General features: G+C 64.9%; 21 protein-coding genes and 2 pseudogenes. 12 read left to right on the forward strand and 11 right to left on the reverse strand.

Annotated elements, in window-relative coordinates; translation table 11 throughout:
* Positions 1-378 precede the first annotated feature (378 nt).
* The 4 genes from ACX80M_RS12295 to ACX80M_RS12310 all read right to left on the reverse strand — a co-directional run bounded on the left by ACX80M_RS12295 (position 379) and on the right by ACX80M_RS12310 (position 3,677).
* Complete coding sequence (locus tag ACX80M_RS12295; protein WP_252608747.1) at positions 379-1,104, reverse strand: hypothetical protein; 726 nt, start codon at positions 1,102-1,104, stop codon at positions 379-381.
* Positions 1,105-1,153: 49 nt separating this feature from the next.
* Entirely contained in the window at positions 1,154-1,483 is a 330-nt protein-coding gene (locus tag ACX80M_RS12300) for a DUF4234 domain-containing protein (RefSeq protein WP_252608750.1), read from the reverse strand.
* A 120-nt stretch (positions 1,484-1,603) separates the two neighbouring features.
* Entirely contained in the window at positions 1,604-2,266 is a 663-nt protein-coding gene (locus ACX80M_RS12305; RefSeq protein ID WP_459309767.1) for an excalibur calcium-binding domain-containing protein, read from the reverse strand.
* A gap of 49 nt (positions 2,267-2,315) precedes the next feature.
* Positions 2,316-3,677 (reverse strand): GmrSD restriction endonuclease domain-containing protein, encoded by a 1,362-nt coding sequence (locus tag ACX80M_RS12310; RefSeq protein WP_252608755.1) that lies wholly within the window; start codon positions 3,675-3,677, stop codon positions 2,316-2,318.
* A gap of 454 nt (positions 3,678-4,131) precedes the next feature.
* On the opposite strand from ACX80M_RS12310, the gene ACX80M_RS12315 reads away from it, so the two are divergent.
* Complete coding sequence (locus ACX80M_RS12315) at positions 4,132-4,830, forward strand: DUF2306 domain-containing protein (RefSeq protein ID WP_459309768.1); 699 nt, start codon at positions 4,132-4,134, stop codon at positions 4,828-4,830.
* A 356-nt stretch (positions 4,831-5,186) separates the two neighbouring features.
* On the opposite strand, the gene ACX80M_RS12320 is transcribed toward ACX80M_RS12315, so the two are convergent.
* The gene (locus tag ACX80M_RS12320) at positions 5,187-5,330 is read right to left on the reverse strand and encodes a hypothetical protein (RefSeq protein WP_252599294.1); all 144 of its coding nucleotides are present in this window, start codon (positions 5,328-5,330) and stop codon (positions 5,187-5,189) included.
* A gap of 141 nt (positions 5,331-5,471) precedes the next feature.
* Between ACX80M_RS12320 and ACX80M_RS12325 the strand changes: the two genes are divergently transcribed.
* The 7 genes and pseudogenes from ACX80M_RS12325 to ACX80M_RS12355 all read left to right on the forward strand — a co-directional run bounded on the left by ACX80M_RS12325 (position 5,472) and on the right by ACX80M_RS12355 (position 11,646).
* Positions 5,472-8,156, forward strand: coding sequence for a PEP/pyruvate-binding domain-containing protein (locus tag ACX80M_RS12325; protein ID WP_252608759.1), 2,685 nt, complete (start codon positions 5,472-5,474; stop codon positions 8,154-8,156).
* A gap of 20 nt (positions 8,157-8,176) precedes the next feature.
* Positions 8,177-8,765 (forward strand): annotated as a pseudogene (locus ACX80M_RS12330) (dihydrofolate reductase family protein).
* Positions 8,766-8,859: 94 nt separating this feature from the next.
* Positions 8,860-9,402, forward strand: a complete 543-nt coding sequence (locus tag ACX80M_RS12335; RefSeq protein ID WP_308216165.1) for a TIGR03086 family metal-binding protein — start codon at positions 8,860-8,862, stop codon at positions 9,400-9,402.
* 53 nt (positions 9,403-9,455) lie between these two features.
* A complete protein-coding gene (locus tag ACX80M_RS12340; RefSeq protein WP_252599301.1) occupies positions 9,456-9,791 on the forward strand; it encodes a YciI family protein in 336 nt (111 codons plus the stop codon).
* A gap of 88 nt (positions 9,792-9,879) precedes the next feature.
* Complete coding sequence (locus tag ACX80M_RS12345) at positions 9,880-10,164, forward strand: SRPBCC family protein (protein WP_252599302.1); 285 nt, start codon at positions 9,880-9,882, stop codon at positions 10,162-10,164.
* Positions 10,165-10,255: 91 nt separating this feature from the next.
* A complete protein-coding gene (locus ACX80M_RS12350; protein ID WP_252608763.1) occupies positions 10,256-11,077 on the forward strand; it encodes an alpha/beta fold hydrolase in 822 nt (273 codons plus the stop codon).
* A gap of 74 nt (positions 11,078-11,151) precedes the next feature.
* Entirely contained in the window at positions 11,152-11,646 is a 495-nt protein-coding gene (locus tag ACX80M_RS12355) for a methyltransferase family protein (protein ID WP_252608765.1), read from the forward strand.
* 42 nt (positions 11,647-11,688) lie between these two features.
* Here the strand turns inward: ACX80M_RS12355 and ACX80M_RS12360 are convergent, their stop codons facing one another.
* From ACX80M_RS12360 to ACX80M_RS12380, 5 genes and pseudogenes are all read right to left on the reverse strand, one after another.
* Positions 11,689-12,564: an ion channel gene (locus tag ACX80M_RS12360; protein WP_252599305.1), complete on the reverse strand. Its 876-nt coding sequence runs from the start codon at positions 12,562-12,564 to the stop codon at positions 11,689-11,691.
* 151 nt (positions 12,565-12,715) lie between these two features.
* A complete protein-coding gene (locus ACX80M_RS12365; RefSeq protein ID WP_252599306.1) occupies positions 12,716-13,558 on the reverse strand; it encodes a hypothetical protein in 843 nt (280 codons plus the stop codon).
* A 38-nt stretch (positions 13,559-13,596) separates the two neighbouring features.
* Complete coding sequence (locus ACX80M_RS12370; RefSeq protein ID WP_252608767.1) at positions 13,597-14,085, reverse strand: hypothetical protein; 489 nt, start codon at positions 14,083-14,085, stop codon at positions 13,597-13,599.
* Positions 14,086-14,096: 11 nt separating this feature from the next.
* Positions 14,097-15,003 (reverse strand): annotated as a pseudogene (locus ACX80M_RS12375) (ABC transporter ATP-binding protein).
* Between the two features lie 158 nt (positions 15,004-15,161).
* Positions 15,162-15,545 (reverse strand): helix-turn-helix domain-containing protein, encoded by a 384-nt coding sequence (locus ACX80M_RS12380; protein ID WP_252608911.1) that lies wholly within the window; start codon positions 15,543-15,545, stop codon positions 15,162-15,164.
* 178 nt (positions 15,546-15,723) lie between these two features.
* On the opposite strand from ACX80M_RS12380, the gene ACX80M_RS12385 reads away from it, so the two are divergent.
* Positions 15,724-17,247 (forward strand): SulP family inorganic anion transporter, encoded by a 1,524-nt coding sequence (locus ACX80M_RS12385; RefSeq protein WP_252608773.1) that lies wholly within the window; start codon positions 15,724-15,726, stop codon positions 17,245-17,247.
* 4 nt (positions 17,248-17,251) lie between these two features.
* Here the strand turns inward: ACX80M_RS12385 and ACX80M_RS12390 are convergent, their stop codons facing one another.
* The gene (locus ACX80M_RS12390; RefSeq protein WP_252608777.1) at positions 17,252-17,923 is read right to left on the reverse strand and encodes a hypothetical protein; all 672 of its coding nucleotides are present in this window, start codon (positions 17,921-17,923) and stop codon (positions 17,252-17,254) included.
* A gap of 249 nt (positions 17,924-18,172) precedes the next feature.
* On the opposite strand from ACX80M_RS12390, the gene ACX80M_RS12395 reads away from it, so the two are divergent.
* The 3 genes from ACX80M_RS12395 to ACX80M_RS12405 all read left to right on the forward strand — a co-directional run bounded on the left by ACX80M_RS12395 (position 18,173) and on the right by ACX80M_RS12405 (position 20,315).
* On the forward strand, positions 18,173-19,435 hold the full coding sequence (locus ACX80M_RS12395) for a serine/threonine-protein kinase (protein ID WP_252608780.1): 1,263 nt from the start codon (positions 18,173-18,175) through the stop codon (positions 19,433-19,435).
* Entirely contained in the window at positions 19,432-19,959 is a 528-nt protein-coding gene (locus ACX80M_RS12400; RefSeq protein WP_252608782.1) for a hypothetical protein, read from the forward strand. The genes ACX80M_RS12395 and ACX80M_RS12400 overlap by 4 nt, the downstream gene beginning before the upstream one ends.
* A 152-nt stretch (positions 19,960-20,111) precedes the next feature.
* On the forward strand, positions 20,112-20,315 hold the full coding sequence (locus ACX80M_RS12405) for a hypothetical protein (RefSeq protein WP_252608784.1): 204 nt from the start codon (positions 20,112-20,114) through the stop codon (positions 20,313-20,315).
* Positions 20,316-20,443 lie beyond the last annotated feature (128 nt).

Consider the following 20,443-nt stretch of genomic DNA (forward strand, 5'->3'; position numbering starts at 1 on the left):
AACCCGGACAACTACAAATCGCGTATCCTCTTGAGAAGTGCAGCCCGGATGGCAGCATGAGCAATCATCTCAGCAGACCATTCCCCGGGAACCTTGAAGAGCCGGGTTCGCCCTCTGGCTGTGCCTCGTCTACGCCCCCGCACGGTTCGACACCCACCTGTTCGTGATCATCCGCCAGTTTCCCGACGTCGGCGTCTCGCTGGTGCCTGTGCTCGTGCTGGCCATACTCTGGCCGATCCCGCGGACGGTCTGGCTGCTCGCGCGACTGCGGGGCGCCGCCGCTACCGAGCCGTCGCAGCCACATTGAACAGCACCGAGGCGCCCCTCTTCCGCTTCGACGCTGAACCCCGCCACCGGGGTTACGCCGAGGTTCTTCTGTCAGCTGCCCAGGTGCCACGAATAGCTAGCATCATTCCAATTGACAGTTGCCGAGAAACGGTAGCCCGATGACGAGCCATCCGGTTCGGTCTTGTTGACTGCGATGCATTGGAACGTGCCAGTGATAGCCGTCAAGTCATCGGAGGAACCTCCTCCTAGCGGAGTGCAGGAAGCCCGCGTGATCGGCCACTCCAGGACACCCTTGGTGACACGTGACTCTGCGTCCTTCAGAACTGAGTCCTCCAGCGCTGTGATAATCAGCTTTCGTTGTGCCCGCTTGCCCGTATCAGCGGCTTGTTTTGCAGCAGTCGCAGCGGCCGCTGCCCTCGTGGCCTCGGTCTGCCGCTTGTTTTCGGCTTCAGCCGCTGACGCCGCGGCAGCCTGCTCGGCGTTGACCTGGTTTGTATGCTGAATGTTTAGCGTGATTCCAATTCCCGCGATCACAACAATGAGAACAGCTGCCGCAATAAGGACAATGCGCTTGTTTACGTTAGCGAAGCGGCTTCGGGCGATGTACGGGGTGCCGCAACTCGGGCAATAGCCACCAAGCGTCAGACTTTGGACACTGCATTTTTGGCAAATCTTGGTCTGCGGTTCGTGTGGCTCTCTTGAGTCCGGTGCTCCGACTGCTGTCGAACTGTTGGCAAGGCTGTTCGGTTCCGGGTGAGGTTCCTCTGATTGACGTGGCTCGTCCTGCGGCGAATTGTTAGCTTCTGAAGTGTTCACAGGCGGTATCTCCTTGTCGGATGTCATGTGGCCAGCACTTGCCCGTATATCAGGCGGAGACAGACACGCTAAGGGAAGCCGGCGAAATCTTCCTATTGAATTCGTGCTGCACAATAGCTGAGCCGATGGAGCCCAAGAGGAACATAAGCCAGAAGGCGGCGTGACGTCCGAGGCCTTGGCGAGTGAACACCTCAACGCCGACTGAATACTTCCACAGCCAGACAATGTTGGCGATCGGCACGATCAGCAACCACGCCGTGGGTATTGCAGTGCCGTACTTATTCATTTCGTTCTTTGTCTTTACACTCCACACCAAAGAATAAATACCGAAGGTGATGAGAGGCAAAAGTAAGGGCGCTGCGATGCTGCGATATTTCATGATTCTCCTATTGATTGAGCATTCCAAAAACGTTCGCACTGTTGGCCTTCGAACGCCTTTTGGCTCCCGGGTCTGTTCGCGAACGAAAACAGCGCATGCAAGCTAAGTCGAGAGGTGGCGCTAGCTCTCACAGGCAACGCCGTCCTTGTCCCGGTCAAGCGCCGCCCGGTAGCCGGCCTGCCCGGCAAAGAGCGGTGCTGCCCCGGCAGCCTTGGCCTCGGCACAGCTGCCGAAGTAGGCCGCTGCCGGTGCCGGGGCTGGTGCCTGGACTACGGGTGCTGGCTTTACGACCGCCTGCTGGGCAGCCTGCTGTGCGGCTGCCTCGGCTGCTTTCTGGGCTGCAACCTGCTGCGCGGCTGCCTGATCTGCCGCAGCTTTGTCCGCCACAACCTTTGCTGCAGCAGCCGCCTCTGCTGCAGCCTTGTCAGCTGCGGCTTTATCAGCGGCGGCCTTTTCCGCCGCAGCCTTTTCAAGGTTCTTGACGCCGAGGTGAACGGTGGAGCCCTTTGCCACCTGTGCGCCTTCGGTTGGGTCTTGGGACGTCACCTGCCAGTTCTTCTTTACGATGATGGACTTGCCATCGGCAGTGTCCGCAGCTTCGACCTTGAACCCGAGATCTTCCAGTTGCTCCGTGGCTTTGTCCAGAGTCAGGCTCAGCACCCCTGGAACCGTGACAGCATCTGCAACCACTGCAACAGCGGTTGACGTTGATGACGCCTGCTTAACACTGCATCCCGTCAGCATGAGGCCGGTCAGCACAATTAATGTCAGTGTCTTCTTCATTTTTCCCCCTTGGAAAATTTTCTAAATAGGTGGAGTAATTTGGGCGTGGCTAGCTCTCGCAGGCCACACCGTCGGAATCGCGGTCCAGCCCGGCCCGGTAGCCGGCCTGCCCCGCATAGATCGGTGCGGCGCCGGCCGCCTTGGCCGCCGTGCAGTTGGCGTAATAGACGGCGGCCGGCGCTACAGGAGCAGGTGCCGGCACAACAGGAGCGGGAGCAACCGGGGCAGGAGCAGGCACCACAACCACTGGGACAGGAGCGGGAGCTACCGGGGCGGCCGCCGGTGCAGGTGCCGGCACCGCGGCGACTGGTGCCTGCTCGTTTGTTGGTGCGAGCTGCCCGGAGCAGTCGGCCAGGATCCTGGCCATCGCGTCGTGCTCCGCCTGGGTGACCCACAGGCTGTACGTTGCCTTCACCGAAATCTGCCGGGCCACGTATTCGCACCGAAAGCCCTTGTTCGGCGGCAACCACGTGGCGGCGTCGCCGTCGCCCTTTTTCATGTTGGTGGGACCATCCGTGGACTGGAGGTTCAGGGAGTCATTCGCGAAGGCCGTCCGCTGCTCCGTGGTCAGCTGCTGCGCGCCCTTCTGCCAAGCGTCGCTGAGTGCAACAACATGGTCGATCTGGACGGCGCTGCTGGTGGCACTCCCCCGCAGGAATCTGATGGTGCTACCCGTGTAGGGGTCCGCCAGCGTTCCGGACTGAACCTTGCAGGGCACGCTGTTGGTGTACGCGATCCCTGTTAGGTCGCGTTTGAGCATGTCGTTCCGGGTGTCGCAGCCATTGCGGTCAACGTCCATCCACGCCTGCCCGAACAGCGCGCGGTCATATCCGGTCTTGGGCGCCCGGCCCTTGACGGGAAGGGCCGCCAGCAGGTCGATCGCTTTGGTAGCAAACGCCGGCTGCGTCTTCGGAGCCGTTGCGCTGACGCCGTTCGCCAGGGCGAAAGCCGTCTCAGGATCGAGCGGGGCGCCCGTCGCCTGCGCAGTTGGAGCGGACGACGGCGTCGGCGAACCTGCGGAAGAGGCACTCGCTGTGGCCGTTGCTGGTGAGGCATTCCAGTCTGAGGAGGCTGCCTCAAGGTCATCCGCATTCGTCCGCGGCAACGCGGCCGCACCGCCGATGAAGAGAACAAAGGAAACCCCCAGGGCGATGGCCCCTGCCTTCCGCTTGGCCGGGAGCCACGCCCAGGACCGGCGTCCGGTGGCCAGGACATACAGGCCGGTGATGGCAGCCGAGATGGCCAAGACAACCAGGGCGCCCCCGAACCCGCCGCTGAAGGCACCAATAATCACGAAGAGGGCTGTGATGCCGCCGACGACGAACGTCGAAGCGCGTGGCCTGCGGGGCGGATTAGGTCCGGGCGCAGGAGCAGATGGTGCTGACCCGAAAAGGGTCTGATAGTTCGACATTCTTTTTCCCCAATACGGCCGGGTTAGCCTGACCCATTCCTTGAAACTTCACGTAAATGCCGAGCCTATTTCTTGGGGAGCTGGGGAAACCGAAACTTCGACGAACCTCGCACAACGTTGATTGAGTCTTGAGCTGATCTTGATCGGAGCACTGCCGCGCAGGATCATTTCTGACGCAGTAGCTGAAAACCCGGACACAATCTCCAAGGCGACCGACGCTGCCCAAGCCGCGCACCGCCGTCGTAAATTATCGATGGCGCGTGGATTCCCTCTTATCGCTATTTCGAACTCACTGCAGTACGTTGGGCCGACGCCGTGCGAATAGGGTGCTGTTGGGCACCGTTATTCCGGCCGCCAACTCTCGGAAACTTCGATTTGCGCATAAGGCTGGGGGTTCCTGGACTGACGCAACCCCGGGCGAGCGCGCGAGCGCACAGACCAGAGAGCAAAACTCATGAAATCTGCATCCCTTCCCCGCTCCCGTCAAAGCCCCCGGACCCGCTGGCTCGTACCTGCCGCCCTGATCCTCCTCAGCCTCGTCCCGGTCATCGCCGGGGCCGGGCGCCTGACCGAGCTCTCGGGAGGTCAGATCACGCCGGATAACGCGCGGTTCTTTGATTCGCCAGTCCCCGTGTTGATCCATATCCCCACCGTCACGGTGTACCTGGTGCTGGGGGCGTTTCAGTTCGTTCCCTCGCTTCGACGGGGCAAGCGCGGCAGGGCCAGCTGGCACAAAATCGCGGGACGCATTCTTGCCCCCACCGGCCTGCTCGCCGCCCTGTCGGGTTTGTGGATGGCAGTTTTCTACGATCTCCCGCCCCTGGACGGGCCGCTTCTACTTGTCCTTCGGCTGGCCTTCGGGTCCGCCATGGTGGCGTTCATTGTCCTGGGATTCATCGCCGTGCGGCGCCGGAACTACGTCCGGCACAGCGAATGGATGTCCCGGGCGTACGCCATCGGCATCGCCCAGGGAACCATTGTTGTGGTGACCATTTCGTGGATTCTCCTGGTTGGACCGGTTGACGAACTGACCCGGGCGCTTCTGGTTGGCGCATCATGGGCACTCAGCCTGGCGGTGGCCGAATACTTCATCCACCGGCGCGCCCAAGTACCAACGCGAGCGGCGCTCCTAAGCCGTGCGCCGTCGTCGTAATTACCGACGGCGGCCGCTGGCCAGGTGCCTAAGGTTTAGTAAGTGCACTTACGGGTTGGGATCTAAACTTAATCATGGACACGATCCCGGCGGTTTTCCTCGTCATCGGGGCAGCGTTCGCCTGGCTGGGCGTGACGCTAGTCGTCATTCTCCGCTCTCGGCGCCGAAGGAGTGCATCGAGGCCGGTACATCCAACGCATCCCACGGACCAGGCTCACCCCCGGACCGGCATGCGCTGGCGCCGCCTCCGCCGGATCGCGGACCAGAACACTGGAACTCCGTCGAGACGACACAGTCTGAAAATCAGGAAGGTCCGCCATTAAGGGCCCGGTGGTTTAGCTCAATCACCGAAACCGTCAGGACACGCGGCGGAACTCCCCCGGCCGGAGCTGGACATGGATGGGCAGCACCAGCTGGATGTGGGTGTCGCCGATGGGCTTGTCGAGCAAGTCGTTGATGGAGGTCTGCCCTTCCAACTCGCTGTGCTGGTTTTTGCCCATGTATCGAGCTTATGTGCGCCACGGCGGGAGTGAATCCTAAGACACGCGTGAGCTATGGCCTCTTGTCTGCGGCAGTGCCAGTATGTGGAGAATCAGGTTCGCTGCAGGCGCCCCATAACCGGGCAGTAAGGACGCGCAGTCATGACCTACGTCAACAGTTTGGCCGATGTGGGAGCAGCCGACATCGCCATGGCCGGCGGCAAGGCCGTGGGACTGGGCGGCCTCCTTCTGGCCGGGCTGCCCGTCCCCCCGGGGTTTGTGCTGAACACCGCAGCTTATTCGCACTTTGTGGAAACCAACCACAATGAGGCACGCATCCAGGAACTGGCAACTGTGCCGCCGGATGCCACGCCACAGGACTACGAGGACGCCTCGGAGCGGATCCGAACCCTGTTCACGGCCGGCACCATGTCGGCCGCCGTCGCAGCGGAACTCGGCGCCGCCTACGGGCGTCTTGGCGACGCGCGTCTCGATGACGGCGGGGAAACAGCCGTCGCGGTGCGTTCCTCCGCCACGGCCGAGGACCTCGCCGCAGCCAGCTTCGCCGGGCAACAGGAAACCTACCTGAATGTCCGCGGGGCCGAGGCGCTGGCCGCGGCCGTGATCGATTGCTGGGCCTCCCTGTGGACGGCGCGGGCCATGGCCTACAGGGCCCGCGAAGGCATCGGACCGGACTCGGTGCGGCTCGCCGTGGTGGTCCAGCGGATGGTCCAGGCCGACGCCGCCGGGGTGATGTTCACCGCCAACCCGGCCAACAGGCGCCGCGACCAGATCGCCATCAGTGCCGCGTGGGGACTGGGCGAATCCGTGGTCAGCGGGTCGGTCACCACGGATGACCTCGTGGTCGACGCCGGGACTGGCACCGTGGTGTCGCGGCACACGGCCGACAAGGCGGTTATGACTGTCTACGCTGAGCACGGCACCCGGGAGCAGCCGGTGGCGGCAGCCCGCCGTCGTGCGCCCGTACTGGACGACCGGGCCGCAGCCGAGCTCGCCGGCTACGGGACGCGGAGTGCGGATCATTTCGGGGCACCGCAGGACATCGAGTGGGCGCGGGCCGGGGGCGAGTTTTTCATCCTGCAATCCCGGCCCATCACCGCGCTCCCCGAACCGGCGGCCGACATCCCGGACACCTGGCCCGTGCCGTACCCGAAGGGGATGTACTTCAGGGCGAGCATCGTGGAACAGTTGCCCGACCCGCTCTCGCCGCTGTTTGCCGACCTCATTGACGGCTCGGTGTCCAGGTCGCTGCGAGCCTTGATGAACGAGGCCGTCGGCACGAACGTCATCCGCGAGGACGACGTGGGGCTGCCCACCATCAACGGCTACGCCTATTACTACTACCGCACCTCCGGAATGTGGCGGGTAATGGGCAGGGCGCTGACGGCGGTACGCGCACTGGCCCGCGGCCAGGCGCACATGGGAGTGGCCGGCTGGCGCGAATTCTCGCATCCCCGCTACGAACGCGTGATCAAAGACTGGCAGGCGAAGCCCGCCGCGGAGCTCTCCGGTGCGGAACTGCTGGACGGCGTGCAGGCGCTGCTGGACGCCGGCACCGTGTACTACACAGCCGTGCAGTCAGTCATTGCGCTCGCCGCGACCAGCGAAATCTCCTTCGGTGCGTATTACGACAAGTTCGTCCGCCGCGAGGGGGATCCCCCCGCCCTGACGTTCATCCTCGGCTACGACAGCGAACCCATCCGGGCGGAGAAGTCTCTGTACGACCTGGCAGCCTGGGCCCGCGGCGTCCCTGGGCTCGCCGCGGCGATCCTCCATGAACCGACGACGGCGTTGGCCGAGTCCCAGCGCACGGGGTTCCCGCCTGCCGGGTTCAGTGAGCCGTTGTGGCAGTTGTGGCGTCCTCGCTTCCAGGACCACCTCGGCCGGTTCGGCCATGCGGTGTACAACCTGGACTTCGCCAGCCCCGTGCCAGCCGACGATCCGTCAGCGTTGCTGGGCGCGGTGAAGTTCTATCTGCGGGGGCAAGGTGCTGACCCGCACGAGCGGCAGCGGCTGTCGGCCGCCCGCCGGGAGGACGAAACCAGCCGGATCAGCACCCGGCTCGGGCCGCGCCGCCGGGCCGCGTTCCTCCGTTTGCTCCGGTGGGCACAGAACACCGCGCCGATCCGCGAGGATGCCTTGGCCGACGTCGGTCTGGCCTGGCCGCTGCTGCGGCGGATGCTGCTGGAACTGGGACAGCGGCTGGTGGACTCCGCTGTCATCACCGAGCCCGCCGACGTGTTCTGGCTGCGGCACCAGGAGCTGCGCAGCGCCATCGAGTTCGGACTGGCCGCGCCGGGCACCCCGGCGGCCGTGGCCATTACCGGAGCGAACCGCCCCGTCCGCGCCGCCGCGGTTGAGGAGCGCAAGATGCTGTGGCGGGGCCAGGTGAAGGCCGCTGCCCCGCAACTGCTCCCGGAGAGCCGGTGGATGGAAAAGGCCTTCGGGTCCATGATGCCTGCAGGCTCGCAGCACCAACTCGGCGACATCATCAAGGGCACGGGCGCGAGCCCGGGCCGGGTCAGCGCTCCGGCCCGCGTCCTGCGGGGGCCCCAGGATTTCGCCCTGATGGAGCCCGGAGAGGTCCTGGTGGCCCGCATCACCACGCCCGCCTGGACCTCGCTGTTCGCGATGGCCTCCGCCGTGGTGACCGATGTGGGCGGCCCGTTGAGCCACAGCTCCATCGTGGCCCGGGAGTACGGCATCCCGGCCGTGCTCGGCACCGGAGTTGCCACCCAGCGGCTCACCAGCGGCCAGCAGATCCGCGTCGACGGCGACGCCGGCACCGTCACGATCGAGCATCCAAGCCCTACGCAGGAGCCGTGACCGGGTGGCATGATGGGCGCATGAGCCGAGTCACGTGCGACCTGACCATCTCCCTCGACGGCTTTGTCGCCGGCCCGAACCAAAGCCCGGCGGAGCCGCTGGGCGAGGGCGGCGAGCTCCTGCACCGGTGGATGTTCGAGGAACCCGAGGCCAACGCGGCCGCGATCGAAGGCATCCTCGCTTCCGGCGCCTACATCATGGGACGGAACATGTTCGCAGGTCCCGGGGCGTGGGATGAGGACTGGCGGGGATGGTGGGGCGAGGAGCCGCCCTATCACGCACCGGTTTTCGTTCTCACCCATCAGCCACGCGAGCCCCTGCAGATGCAGGGCGGCACCACGTTCAACTTCGTGACCGACGGCATCGAATCGGCACTGGCCCAGGCACGAGGCCGCCGGCAGCAAGGACGTGGCCATTGCCGGCGGAGCGCAGACCGCCCAGCAATACCTATCGGCGGGGCTGATCGACGAGCTGCGGCTCCACACCGCGCCCATCATCCTGGGGGCGGGCGAACGGCTGCTCGACGGCGTCGCGAACCTCACGCTGGAGCCGACAGAAGTGAGCGGCACCGCCCTCGTCACGCATGTGCGCTACCGGGTGATCCGCTGAAAACTGATGCTCGATCTGCATCAGGACCACGGCCAAGCTAGGCCCCAAGTGTCGCCGGCACGGCCCGGTCGAATGGTCCGCTGCCCCTGATCCGATCGACCACCTCAGTTCCGCGGACGCCTCACTTGCCGTGCTCCTTGGTGTGCTGCGCAAGCTCACGCCGGAGGACCGCGACAAGCCCACGCCGAGCGAGGCGTTCACCGCCCACGAGCTGCTTGAGCACCTGTCCGGATCGCTCAGAAACATGGGCACCGCCCTCGGTGCCGACATCACGGACCGCAGAGATGCTGCACCCGAGGTCCGGATCGCCGAACTGGCGCAACCCGTACTGGAAGCCTTCGCCCGCCGCGGCGTTGACGGAACCATCGATATGGGCTTCGCCGAGCTCCCCGCGACTATGGTGGCCGGCATCCTGAACCTCGAACTGCTCGTGCATGCGTGGGACTTCGCGAAGGCAAGCGGCCAGCAGCTGGCCGTGTCCGACGTCGTCACCGACTACGTGGAAGGGCTGGCCCTGGCGACGATCTCCGAACAGGTCCGCTCCGGTGGCAGCTTCGCACCCGCCCAACCCGTCGCGGAGACCGCCGGCAGCCTCGAGCGTCTCATCGCCTTCACCGGCCGGACCGTCACAGTCTGACCGTTTCCGCCAGGCAAACAACAGAAACAGCAATCACGAAAGAAGGACCGAAAATGTCAAAGTTTCTCTTTGTTTACCACGCCCCGATGACTCCCGCAGAGGCCGCGCCGGCACCGGAAGACATGGCAGCCGTTATGGCGGAGTGGAACGCCTGGGCTGCCAAAGTCGGCGACGGGATGGTCGACTTCGGAACCCCGCTGGCCAACGGCGTCCGCGTTTCGCCCGGCGGAGCCACGGCACCGAGCCAGCGCGAGGTCGCCGGCTACAGCCTCATCGAGGCCGAGAACGTCGAAGCAGCCTTGGAGCTCGCCAAGCAGCACCCGCACCTGAACATGCCAGGTGGCTGCGAAATCGAGGTCCACGAGGCCCAGCAGATCCCCGGAATGTAGTCCTGGCTCCCTATGGATTAGGCCGGTGTCCGCCGCCCTTCACGGCAGCGGCGGGCACCGGCGACGCACAGATTGGAATTCCCATGTCATGAGCATCGACGGAACCGCGACAACAAGAGTCACGACTTTCAGCCGGACATTCACCCTGAAAATCAAGGAATTTTCACCGACTGCACGGCTGGCACGGGGTGACGCGCTCGGAACCCGCGTCTACACTCTCAAGGAAACCGGCCCAGGAAAGACCCGTTTCGAGATGTCTGAACGTATCGGCGGGCCGGTGTTTCCGCTGTTCGCGAGCAAGATTCCGTCCTTCGACGCCAGCTTCTCCCAGTTCACCTCCGACCTGAAAGCGGCAGCCGAAGCGAAGGGCTGATTCGATGGACTGATCCGCGCAACCCGGACCCTCACCGGGGTTTCCATAGGCGAAACTCTACCGAGGGCGGCCCGGGGCGTAGCCTGAATCTATGGACTCCGAAGTCCGCGATCTCAGGCTCCACACCGGCATCACGGTGCCGTGCCTCGTCCACGGCGACGGCGACGCAAAGCCGGTGCTGCTGCTGCACGCGTGGGGCGAATCCCGCGGCAGCTTTGACCGCCTGATTCCCCTGTTGACCGGTTTCCGGGTCTACGCGCCGGACCTCCGCGGGCAAGGCGAGGCGGACAAACCGGAGCGCGGCTACTCCCTGGCGGAACAGGCCGAGGACGCAGCCGCAATCCTGGAGGCCCTCAACGTGCCGAGCGCCGTCGTCGTCGGCTCCTCAAGCGGCGGCTACGTTGCCCAGCAGCTCGCCATTGCCCACCCACAAAAGGTCGCTGCACTGGTGCTGGTGGGTGCTCCCTGGAGCCTCCACGGGCGGACCGCCTTCGCAGACGAAGTGGACGCCCTGGCTGACCCCCTCGACGAGGACTGGGTACGGGCGTCCCTGGCCTGGTTTCCCCTGCTGCACGAGGTTCCCGCCTGGTACATCGAGGACCGCGTGCGCGACGGTCTCAGGATGCCGGCCCATATGTGGAAAGGCATCCTGAACGGGCTGTGCGAGGCCACGCCACCCACGGAAACGGGAACCATCCACGCCCCCACGCTGATCCTGTGGGGCGCCCAGGACAGCTTGCTGCCACGCCGCGACCAGGAAACCCTGGCGGCCCGGATCCCCGGCTCCGTGCTGAAGGTCTACCCCGATGTGGGGCACCCGGTGCTGTGGGAGTGCCCGGAACAGGTCGCAGAAGATACGACGGCGTTCCTCGCCTCCCTCTTTGACGCCCGCAAGCCATCGGACGTACTGTGACGGCCCGTTCTGCAAGCTCGCCAGCCAGGCGGTTGAAGGAGGTTTACGACAACCTCCCGCTGCCACTGCCTATCGTGGCCGCGCTGGCCCTGGATCTCCTCCTTGACCGGGTCCGTCCAATGCCGCTTCCCGGCTCCCGCTCCCTCCACCGGATAGCGGGGGCGGCACTGCTGCTCGCCGGCGTCGGCCTGAATCTTTGGGCGCTGGCTGAACGGCGACGCCGCTCGGCGGGCCCCTTCGCGCTGGAGCGGCCGGTGGAGCTGGTCATCACCGGCCCGTATGCAATCACCCGCCATCCGATGTATGTCGGCTGGTGGCTCATCCAACTGGGCGCGGGAACCTTGGCCGGTTCATCATGGGTCCTCGCGACGCTGCCGGCCGAATTGCTTGTGGAACACCGCTTTGTCCTCGGCGAAGAGACCATGCTGGCCGAGCTCTTCGGACGGTCCTACCGTGATTACGCGAAAAAGGTTCCGCGCTACCTCGGGTTCCCGATGAGGCACAGTCCGCCAGATGCATTGCCCTGCAAAGTGCCGGGGCATTGCTTGCGCGGCGGGCTCGCTATTTAGCGGCAAGAGAACTCTTCAACGGGCATCGCGGGCGGCACTTCCTTAGTTCCGGCGGTGCCGGTGATGACTTTCGTAGCTTTGGAACACTTCTGAGGAGGTTTGGCCGGTGTGTCCGAATTTTCCGCGGAGGACCTCGGCCAGGTCATCCAAGGCCGCGTGCATCATCCGTCCGGCGAATTGCAGGTCGATGTTCGTGCTTGCCTGCGCTTCTGAGGCCAGTTGGTGCGCATAGGCGACGGTGGCCGGCAGTGATCCTCTCTGCTGCGCTTCGTGGAAGTAGTACGTTTCGTTGAACGCCAGCAGGTCCATGCTGACCGTGGCTACACTTCTGGCGAATGATTCGAGCAAGGCAGCGGCATGTCCGGATTCCAACGTCGACATGCCTTGCGGCCCGGCGGCCTGCCTGAACAGGTTCAGCTCGTGGGCAAGGGCGCGGCGTCGGCTGAGGGCGGGGTACATCTGCAGAATCCAGGAGACCGTGGCCGTAAGCAACCCGAATCCTGTGACGGCCTGTGCAGCGACGACGAACCGAAGTAATGGCGCCGCCGGAACTATCTCACCGAAGCCGACCGTGGAGAGGCTGACCATCGAGATATACATGGCCTCGGCAAGGTCCCCTCCCTGGGGGACGCCCGCTGCGTAGACGAACCCGTCCGGTAAATGCGGTAAATACACCAGTGCCCATCCCATGATGGACAAGGACGCCCAGGCGCCGATCACCGCCGCCATGGCGGCGGGTGCCGCGACAGTGGAGGCCCGGCCGGCGAATCGTCGGGACAGGAGCCACAGTGCACGCATGATCAGCCTGCACACGGGTCCCGTGCCGTGAGGATAGAGGAGCGTGTGAAAGACATCTGCGGCCATCAGCAGAATCAGTCCCGCACCGATGACCGTCAGCACAACGTCCGCAAAGTCCATGCTTCACCTTAGGCGTTGGGTAGCTGCCCCGGAGCACCCAAGGCCCGGCAGGGATCGAATGCGACGGCGGGCACCCTTCAACTATTGAAAAGGGTGCGCCATGAAGGCACGCGGCCGGTGCCGCCTCTGCGGTCGGCATCACGGGTCGGCATCACGCGGTGAGGTCACGGCGCCGGAGCCGGTAGGCAGCGATCCCTGCCCCGGCGAGGGCGATGACGGTCATGGTCAGGGCAGGCGCGGGGTTGAAGGCTTCGACTGGCATCGCCGCCGAGTGACGGAAAGGGCTCGCGTCCTGCAGCCAGGCCGGCAGGCGCAGAAGTTCACCGAACTGGCCCAGGACAAGGCCGGCGGCCAGCATGCCCCAACCCAGTGGAATACTCACTCTGGGTGCCGCTGCAAAGAGGACCGCGGTTGCCGCGACGAAGACGACGGCGGCCGGGACGTGCCCCAAAGCGGCGCCGACCAGCAGGCCTGGCGGGCCGTTTTCCGCTCCGGCCAGGGCAAGACCGATGGTGGCTGCGGTCCCGGCGACGACGGCCACCGCTACTGTCGAGGAGGCGGCGAGGATCAGGTTCGCGCCAAGCCACCGGGCCTTGGTTCTGGGTGCGGCAAGGAGAAGTTCGGCCCGGCCCTCGGCCTCTTCTGCACGGAGCCGCAGCACCGCCTGGATGCCGGCGGCTGCGGCGAGGACACCGGCGATGCCCAGCAAGGCTGCGGTGAAGACATCGATCATCCCTGCCCGGGCGCCCGGGACGAGCCGGTTGATCAGCTGCCGTAGTGAGTCATTGCCGCCGATCACGTCGCTGACCGCGGGCCCGAGGCCCCCAGCGATGCCACCCAGGAGGGCTGCGGCGACGGACCAGCCGATCAGGGTGGGCAGCTGCTGGCGCCAGGCAAGGCCAAGGAACGAAGCACCCCCGGCCCCAGCGCGTTCCGGGCCCGCGCGTTCGGGCAGGAGGCTGGCGCCCAGATCCCTGCGGCTCCTGAGTACCATGACCGCACCGGCCAGGACGGCTGCGGCCGCGGTCAGGATCAGCAGCGGTGCGGGATCGGCGGCCGTGAAAGGCCGGGAACGCTGCCCCCATCCGATAGGCGAAAGAAGCGAAACCCACCCGCTGGTGACATGGGCCGGATCGGCGCCCCGCCAAGGATCAGGGTTGCCGTCAACGACGCGGCGCGCCGGACCGGTACGGACCCGACCAGCTCTGCCCGTCCGAGCTCTTCATCGGTGCGGGTATGCCGGATGACCAGAAACGTGCTCATTAATCCTGCGAGCACGGCGGTGAAGGAATAGCCCTGGAAGAACACCAAAGCTCCGATACTGGTGCCGTCGGGCAGTCCGCGGATGAACCGGAACGCCGGGCTCGCCACAGACATTCCGATGATCGCAGCCCGCTCGGACTCGTCAGCGAACTCCGTGGCAACCGCCCCTGCGATGGCAAACCCCAGAAAAGCGATGCCCAGAATCCATGCTGGCAGCACGATCCGGTCCCTGCGCGCCTGAATCAACAGCAAAGTCATGACTCCGGACATCAGCGCACCTGCCCATTGGAATCGCTGTAGTGGCTCAGGAACAGGGACTCCAACGACGGCGGAGAGACGATCAGTCCGCTGATCCCCGCCGCGGCGACCGCTTGCAAAACCGGGGCAAGGTCCGCTGGGTCCACGTCAAACTCGACCACGTCCCCGTCGGTCAGAACCCCCTGTACGCCGGGCAGGGCTGCCAGCAGTGCAGCGTCAGCGCCCTCGAGCCTGAAATGGGTGAGTTTCAGATGCCTCAGCTCAGCCAGGGTCCCCGATTCCACGGCCCGGCCGGAGCGGATGATCGTCACCCGGCCGCAGAGCTGCTCGACTTCGCTGAGGATATGGCTGGAGAGCAGAACAGTGGCGCCGTCCGCGCTGACGCGCCGGACCTGCCGGCGGAACACCGAATCCATCACCGGGTCCAGGCCGGCGCTGGGCTCATCGAGCAGATAGAGGCGGGCCGGGCGGGCGAAGGCCGCGATCAGTGCCACCTTCTGCCGGTTTCCCTTGGAATACGTACGGGCCTTGCGCCGCGGGTCGAATTCGAACTCGTCGATCAGTTCCCGGCGCAGCCGCTCATCGGATCCGCCGCGCAGTCCGGTAAGCAGGTCAATGACTTCACCGCCGGAGAGGTTCGGCCAAAGGCTCACGTCCCCGGGAACGTAGGCGACGTCCCGGTGGGCCCGGACCGGGTCCCGCCAGGGATCCAGCCCGAACACACGCGCGGTTCCCGATGTCGGCCGGATCAGCCCGAGCAGCACTCTGAGGGTTGTTGATTTGCCCGCGCCGTTGGGACCAAGAAACCCGTGGACCTCGCCCGGACCAACGCGCAGATCAAGGTTGTCCAGCCCGGGTCCTGCCGAAAGTCTTCACGAGCAGGGTGGCGTCAATGACCGGTTCCGTTGCGGATGTCATGGTGGGTTCCGTTCCCTCGGTCCAGCGATAACGACCGAGGCGGCTGCCATGGCGTTCCGCGGGCACAGCTTCCCGCGGGCCGACCAGGCTTCCCGGCTCTCCGATCCACAGCCTACGTCCGGCCAACCCGCCAGGGAAGAGCTACCGGCGCAGGCCCGTCACGGCTGTGCGTTGAGCCGTTGGATGAACTCGTCCGCTTGGGCCAGGTTCCGGGCCATTTTGGCCCGCTGGCGGACGGCCTGCTCCAAGAAATCCGAGAGCCTCGCCCGGCCTTCCTCTGGAACTTCATGGCCCTGACCTGCGGCGAGGATGCCAAGGATCTCGGCCATTTCCTCGAGCGAGAACCCCAAAGGCTTCATCTGCTTGATCACCATGAGACGGTCGAAGTCATCTTCCGAATAGACCCGGAACCCACCGTCAGTGCGTGCGGTTGCAGGCAGCAGACCCACGTCGTCGTAGTGCCGGATGGTCCGCAGGGACAAGCCCGTCCGTTCTGCCAGTTCGCCGATGTGCATGGTGGTGCTGCCGGTTTTGGCCGTCATCAGGGACCTCCGTTCCTTGTCCGGGTACAACTCTACCATCACGTTAGGGTAGAGTTCGTGGTGAGTGGTGAGACCTTCAAGGATAGATGCCCACTTCCCGGCGCGGCGCTGCGCCCCCTGCATTCTTCGAAAAAGCGAAGACACTCTCGTGTCTTCCTGACCATGAACGGAGCCAGCAATGGCCGTCAAAACCGCCGGGGAAGCCTCAGCCTACACACCCGAACAGCTGCAATCTGTCCGGGAAACCCTGAAGTCTCCGCGCCGGCTCAAAACCGAAGTCTTCGCCGGGCTGGTCGTCGCCCTGGCGTTGATCCCGGAAGCGATCGCGTTCTCGATTATCGCCGGGGTGGATCCGCGGCTGGGATTGTTCGCCTCCTTCACGATGGCCGTCACCATTGCGTTCGTTGGCGGCCGGCCGGCGATGATCTCCGCCGCCACCGGTGCGATCGCCCTCGTCATTGCCCCACTGGTGAAGTCCCACGGTGTGGACTACTTCATCGCCGCCGTGATCCTCGCAGGAGTCTTCCAGGTCATCCTGGGCCTGTCCGGGGTGGCGAAGCTGATGCGATTCATTCCGCGCTCGGTGATGGTGGGCTTCGTCAACGCCCTGGCAATCCTGATCTTTATGTCCCAGGTCCCCGAGCTGCTCGGTGTCCCCTGGCTGGTTTACCCGCTGGTGGCCCTGGCACTGGTGATCGTGTTCGGCCTGCCCAAACTCACGAACGCCATTCCCGCCCCGTTGGTCGCGATTGTGGTCCTGACCCTCATAACGGTGCTTGCCTCCGTCGCCGTGCCGACCGTGGGTGATAAGGGCGACCTGCCCGATTCGCTGCCCTCGCTCTTCATTCCGAATGTTCCGTTCAACCTCGAGACGCTGCAGATCATTTTCCCCTTCGCGCTGGCCATGGCGTTCGTCGGCCTCCTGGAATCCCTCATGACCGCCAAGCTTGTCGATGACGTCACGGACACCCGCTCCCATAAGACCCGCGAAGCGTGGGGCCAGGGCGTGGCCAACATCGTCACCGGCTTTACCGGCGGCATGGGCGGTTGCGCGATGATCGGCCAGACCATGATCAACGTCAAAGCCTCCGGCGCGCGCACCCGCATCTCCACCTTCCTCGCCGGGGTCTTCCTGCTGATCCTCGTCGTAGCCTTGGGCGACATCGTTTCGCTGATCCCCATGGCCGCGCTCGTCGCAGTGATGATTTTCGTTTCGTGGGCCACGTTCGACTGGCACAGCATCCACCCCCGGACGCTGAAGATGATGCCCAAGAGCGAAACGATGGTCATGGTCGCCACCGTCATCGTTACCGTCGCCACCCACAACCTCGCCATCGGCGTCGGCGTCGGCGTCCTCGTCGCGATGGTTCTCTTCGCCCGCCGGGTGGCCCATTTCGTCACGGTGGAGCGGACAGCCAAGACCGTTGACGGTCATGAAACCGCTACCTACGTCGTAGACGGTGAGCTGTTTTTCGCCTCGTCCAACGACCTCTATACCCAGTTCGAATACGCCCTGGACCCCAAGGAGGTCATCATCGACATGCACGCCTCACACCTCTGGGACGCCTCCACCATCGCTGCCCTGGATGCGATCACCGAAAAGTACCGGCACCACGGCACGGAAGTGAAGATCATCGGCCTCAACGACGCCAGCGAACTCATGCGCCAACGCCTCGGCGGGAAACTCGGCGCCGGGCACTGAACCGTCAGGTCGACTTCACGGCACGCTGGGTGTCAGGGACGGATGCCGTCGGATGCTTCCACATGCTGTACGCCATGGGCAGCATGGCCACGAGAGCGGCGACACCGTGGACGTAGAACTGGACGGCGGACAGCGGGACAACACGCGACAGGGCCATGACAAGCAGCGCCACGACGACGACCCAGGTAAGCCAAAAGCTCAGCAGTCCGCTACGCGAGACACTGATGGCAAAGCCGACCATCCCGACAGCAAATGTGACCGCCGCGGCGATCAGCAGCGGGATGAACCATGGGAGCAGGGCAACTTGAGCCGCCCCGACGTCTCCGCCCGTTTCACTCGCGGCGAGCGGTGCGAATTCCATTGCCGGCAGCATCGCGTAGAGCGTGCTGCCGATGACGACGAAGGGCAGCGCGGCGGCGCTCCAGCGGTCTTCGCCTAGCTCGTGCAGGTGGCTTCTGATCGCGAGGAATGCCACGGCCAGGACTGCTGAAGCGACTCCCGTCGCCAAGTGCACAACCCCCCAGCGCGTCGGGTCGGCGGTGACCTCCGCAACCAACGCATCAATGTTCGGCTGTGGACCAGGCAGGTACGGGTGGTAACTGAGAGCGGCGAGCAGGATCACTGGCGCGATCGCCACGACGCCTGCGCGAAGCGAATACTTGGCCTGGATAGACATGAGGGCCTCCTGCAGCAGGTGCCACGCCGGGCTCCCTCCCACAGGAGTCGCAGTTCTGGAATCTCAGTATAGACCGTGAGCCATGGGAACGATGCGGGCGCCACTCGCCGGTTCCTTGAGGGTGCACAACATCGCCGGTTCCTGATTTCGACGGCCATCCGGTGATGGCTGGCCTCGCGGAGTGGCCAATATAGTAAGTTGCCTTATGATTTTGGTATATACATTGCCGCAGCGCCGGAAGGAACGGGTATGGTGGCGGAATCGCCGAGCTCCAACAGAATTGACGTGGTTGGCGGACGTTACCGGCTGGGCGAGGTGATCGGCCGCGGCGGCATGTCGTCCGTCTACCGTGCAAGGGATAAGAATCTGGGTCGCGACGTGGCATTGAAGCTCTTCGCACCCCAGGCCCCCGACGCAGACGAGTTGAAACGCCAGGAAGCTGAAATAACGCTGCTGGCGACGCTGAACCATCCCAGCCTCGTGACATTGTTCGATGTCGGCGTCGACGTACGTATCCCGGAGGAGCCCCGGCCGTTCCTGACGATGGAACTGGTCGAGGGACAGGATCTGCGCAGCCGGATCAGGCACAGTAAAGTCCCCCTGGACGAGCTCGCCGTCATAGGAGCCGGCATCGCCGACGCACTGGCCTATGTCCACGGCCTCGGCATCCTCCACCGCGATATCAAGCCGGGCAACATCCTCTTGGTGCAGATCCGACCCGGGGAGCCACTGCGGGCCAAGGTCGCAGACTTCGGCATAGCACGAATCGCCGACGCAACACGCCTGACCGTTACGGGGGCAATGGTGGGCACCGCGGCGTACCTCAGCCCCGAACAGGCCATGGGTTCCCCGCTCACCCCTGCCACAGACATCTATTCGCTGGGGCTGGTCCTGCTCGAATGCACCAAGCAGACAATGGAGTACCCCGGCAGCGCCGTGGAATCTGCGGTGGCCAGGCTGCACCGCGCGCCCAAAATTCCTGCGGATCTCCCTGCCGAGTGGGCAGACCTGATCCGCTCGATGACGGCAATCGAGCCGCTGGAACGCCCGACAGCTGCGGACATCGAGACGGTGCTGCGGCAGGCCCTTGTCTCGCCGACATCCACTCCCGGCGACCTTGCACCGGAAACCACGCGTGTGCTGCCGGCCATGCCGTTCAGGACGCCGTCCGTCACAGGAGAGTCGCCCTCCCCTAATCTGCGCGCAAGGCCGACCAACGAAGGCCCCAACGGTGAGGATTCCGCCAACGCCGCCCAGTCACGGCCGGTGCCTGGCGCCTATCAGCCCAGCAGCCCCCTGGGAGTGCGCCGACGGAGGTCGGCCCGTGCGGGACAGAAGATGCGGCGGCTCCCGGTGGTGGCCATCCTGATCCTTGTTGCGCTGGCAGGCGGGGCCGCGGCACTGACAGCGGGCCAGGCGCCAGAGTCCACATCCGGCGTCGTGCCTTACCCCGCGGTGAGCGGCACGCTGGGTGACCACCTCCTGGAACTTCAGAAGAGTGTGGAACCATGACCGGCTTTTACTCCACAGGCCAGCGCGCCGGAGCACGGGGAGCCGGCTTTGCCGCCACCTTGGTGCTGGCGGCATCGCTCGCCGGCTGCGGCCCGGCCGCTACCGGCCTGCAGCGCGACACGGCCTCCCATCTTCAGGAACTCGTGCTCGGCGTAAGCCAGGCAGCGGCCGCCAACGATCACGCGGCCGCGCTCACGGCACTGGAGAATCTGGAAGCGGACCTGGCGACTGCAGCCGGCAGCGGCCAGGTCTCCGAGGAACGGCGCCGGAGCATCATGACCAGCATCACCGCCGTCAGGGCCGACCTCAATGCCGCCGTAGAAGCCGCCGCCGCGGCAGCGAAGGCAGCTGAAGAAGCAGCGGTTGCCGCGGCAGAAGCGGAAAAAGCCAAGGCCGACGCGGAAGCCGCGCAGGCCGCCCAGGAAAACACTGCGCCCGTCGTGCCGGAACCTATACCGGCACCAGCTCCTGCACCGGAACAGGCAAAAGGCGCCGAGGGGAAAGGCAAAAACAAGAACGGCTGACGATTTGCCGTCCACCCTGGCGGACCCTTCGACTACGCTCATGTGATGCCTGTTCTCATCGCTCCGGACGTCAGTTATCACTCCTCCTGGGTGGAAGGATCCACGGAATTTGGCGGCGCCAACCGGGACGGTGGGGGCCCGAGGACTGGTCCTTGGAAGCACTCAAAGATGCCCAGACGTTCCGCCGCTTTGTCGATGCCCTCGTCAACGATGCCCTGCAGGAGAGCCCGCGCAAGCCGGGGTACGTGCCCTGCACCTACTTATGGATTGTGGAGGGTGACACGTTCCTTGGCTCGCTGGCCATCAGGCACGAGCTGAAAGATTTTCTCCCCAACGAGGGCGGGCACATCGGCTAAGGTGCTTAGGCAAACACTCATTGGGGGAATTATGAACTGTTTCGACTTGCGCTGATCCTGGGCTTCCTTGCTGCAGGCCTTACCGGCTGCACCTACTCATCCCCTCCTTCGTAGGCTGGAAGCACGCA

This window comes from Pseudarthrobacter sp. MDT1-22, assembly GCF_054511035.1.

Coding starts and splice junctions, on each gene's coding strand:
- ACX80M_RS12300 (WP_252608750.1), bottom strand. CDS start 1,483: ATGAAATATCGCAGCATCGCAGCGCCCTTACTTTTGCCTCTCATCACC.
- ACX80M_RS12305 (WP_459309767.1), bottom strand. CDS start 2,266: ATGAAGAAGACACTGACATTAATTGTGCTGACCGGCCTCATGCTGACG.
- ACX80M_RS12310 (WP_252608755.1), bottom strand. CDS start 3,677: ATGTCGAACTATCAGACCCTTTTCGGGTCAGCACCATCTGCTCCTGCG.
- ACX80M_RS12315 (WP_459309768.1), top strand. CDS start 4,132: ATGAAATCTGCATCCCTTCCCCGCTCCCGTCAAAGCCCCCGGACCCGC.
- ACX80M_RS12320 (WP_252599294.1), bottom strand. CDS start 5,330: ATGGGCAAAAACCAGCACAGCGAGTTGGAAGGGCAGACCTCCATCAAC.
- ACX80M_RS12325 (WP_252608759.1), top strand. CDS start 5,472: ATGACCTACGTCAACAGTTTGGCCGATGTGGGAGCAGCCGACATCGCC.
- ACX80M_RS12340 (WP_252599301.1), top strand. CDS start 9,456: ATGTCAAAGTTTCTCTTTGTTTACCACGCCCCGATGACTCCCGCAGAG.
- ACX80M_RS12345 (WP_252599302.1), top strand. CDS start 9,880: ATGAGCATCGACGGAACCGCGACAACAAGAGTCACGACTTTCAGCCGG.
- ACX80M_RS12350 (WP_252608763.1), top strand. CDS start 10,256: ATGGACTCCGAAGTCCGCGATCTCAGGCTCCACACCGGCATCACGGTG.
- ACX80M_RS12360 (WP_252599305.1), bottom strand. CDS start 12,564: ATGGACTTTGCGGACGTTGTGCTGACGGTCATCGGTGCGGGACTGATT.
- ACX80M_RS12365 (WP_252599306.1), bottom strand. CDS start 13,558: ATGGTACTCAGGAGCCGCAGGGATCTGGGCGCCAGCCTCCTGCCCGAA.
- ACX80M_RS12370 (WP_252608767.1), bottom strand. CDS start 14,085: ATGACTTTGCTGTTGATTCAGGCGCGCAGGGACCGGATCGTGCTGCCA.
- ACX80M_RS12380 (WP_252608911.1), bottom strand. CDS start 15,545: ATGACGGCCAAAACCGGCAGCACCACCATGCACATCGGCGAACTGGCA.
- ACX80M_RS12385 (WP_252608773.1), top strand. CDS start 15,724: ATGGCCGTCAAAACCGCCGGGGAAGCCTCAGCCTACACACCCGAACAG.
- ACX80M_RS12390 (WP_252608777.1), bottom strand. CDS start 17,923: ATGTCTATCCAGGCCAAGTATTCGCTTCGCGCAGGCGTCGTGGCGATC.
- ACX80M_RS12395 (WP_252608780.1), top strand. CDS start 18,173: ATGGTGGCGGAATCGCCGAGCTCCAACAGAATTGACGTGGTTGGCGGA.
- ACX80M_RS12400 (WP_252608782.1), top strand. CDS start 19,432: ATGACCGGCTTTTACTCCACAGGCCAGCGCGCCGGAGCACGGGGAGCC.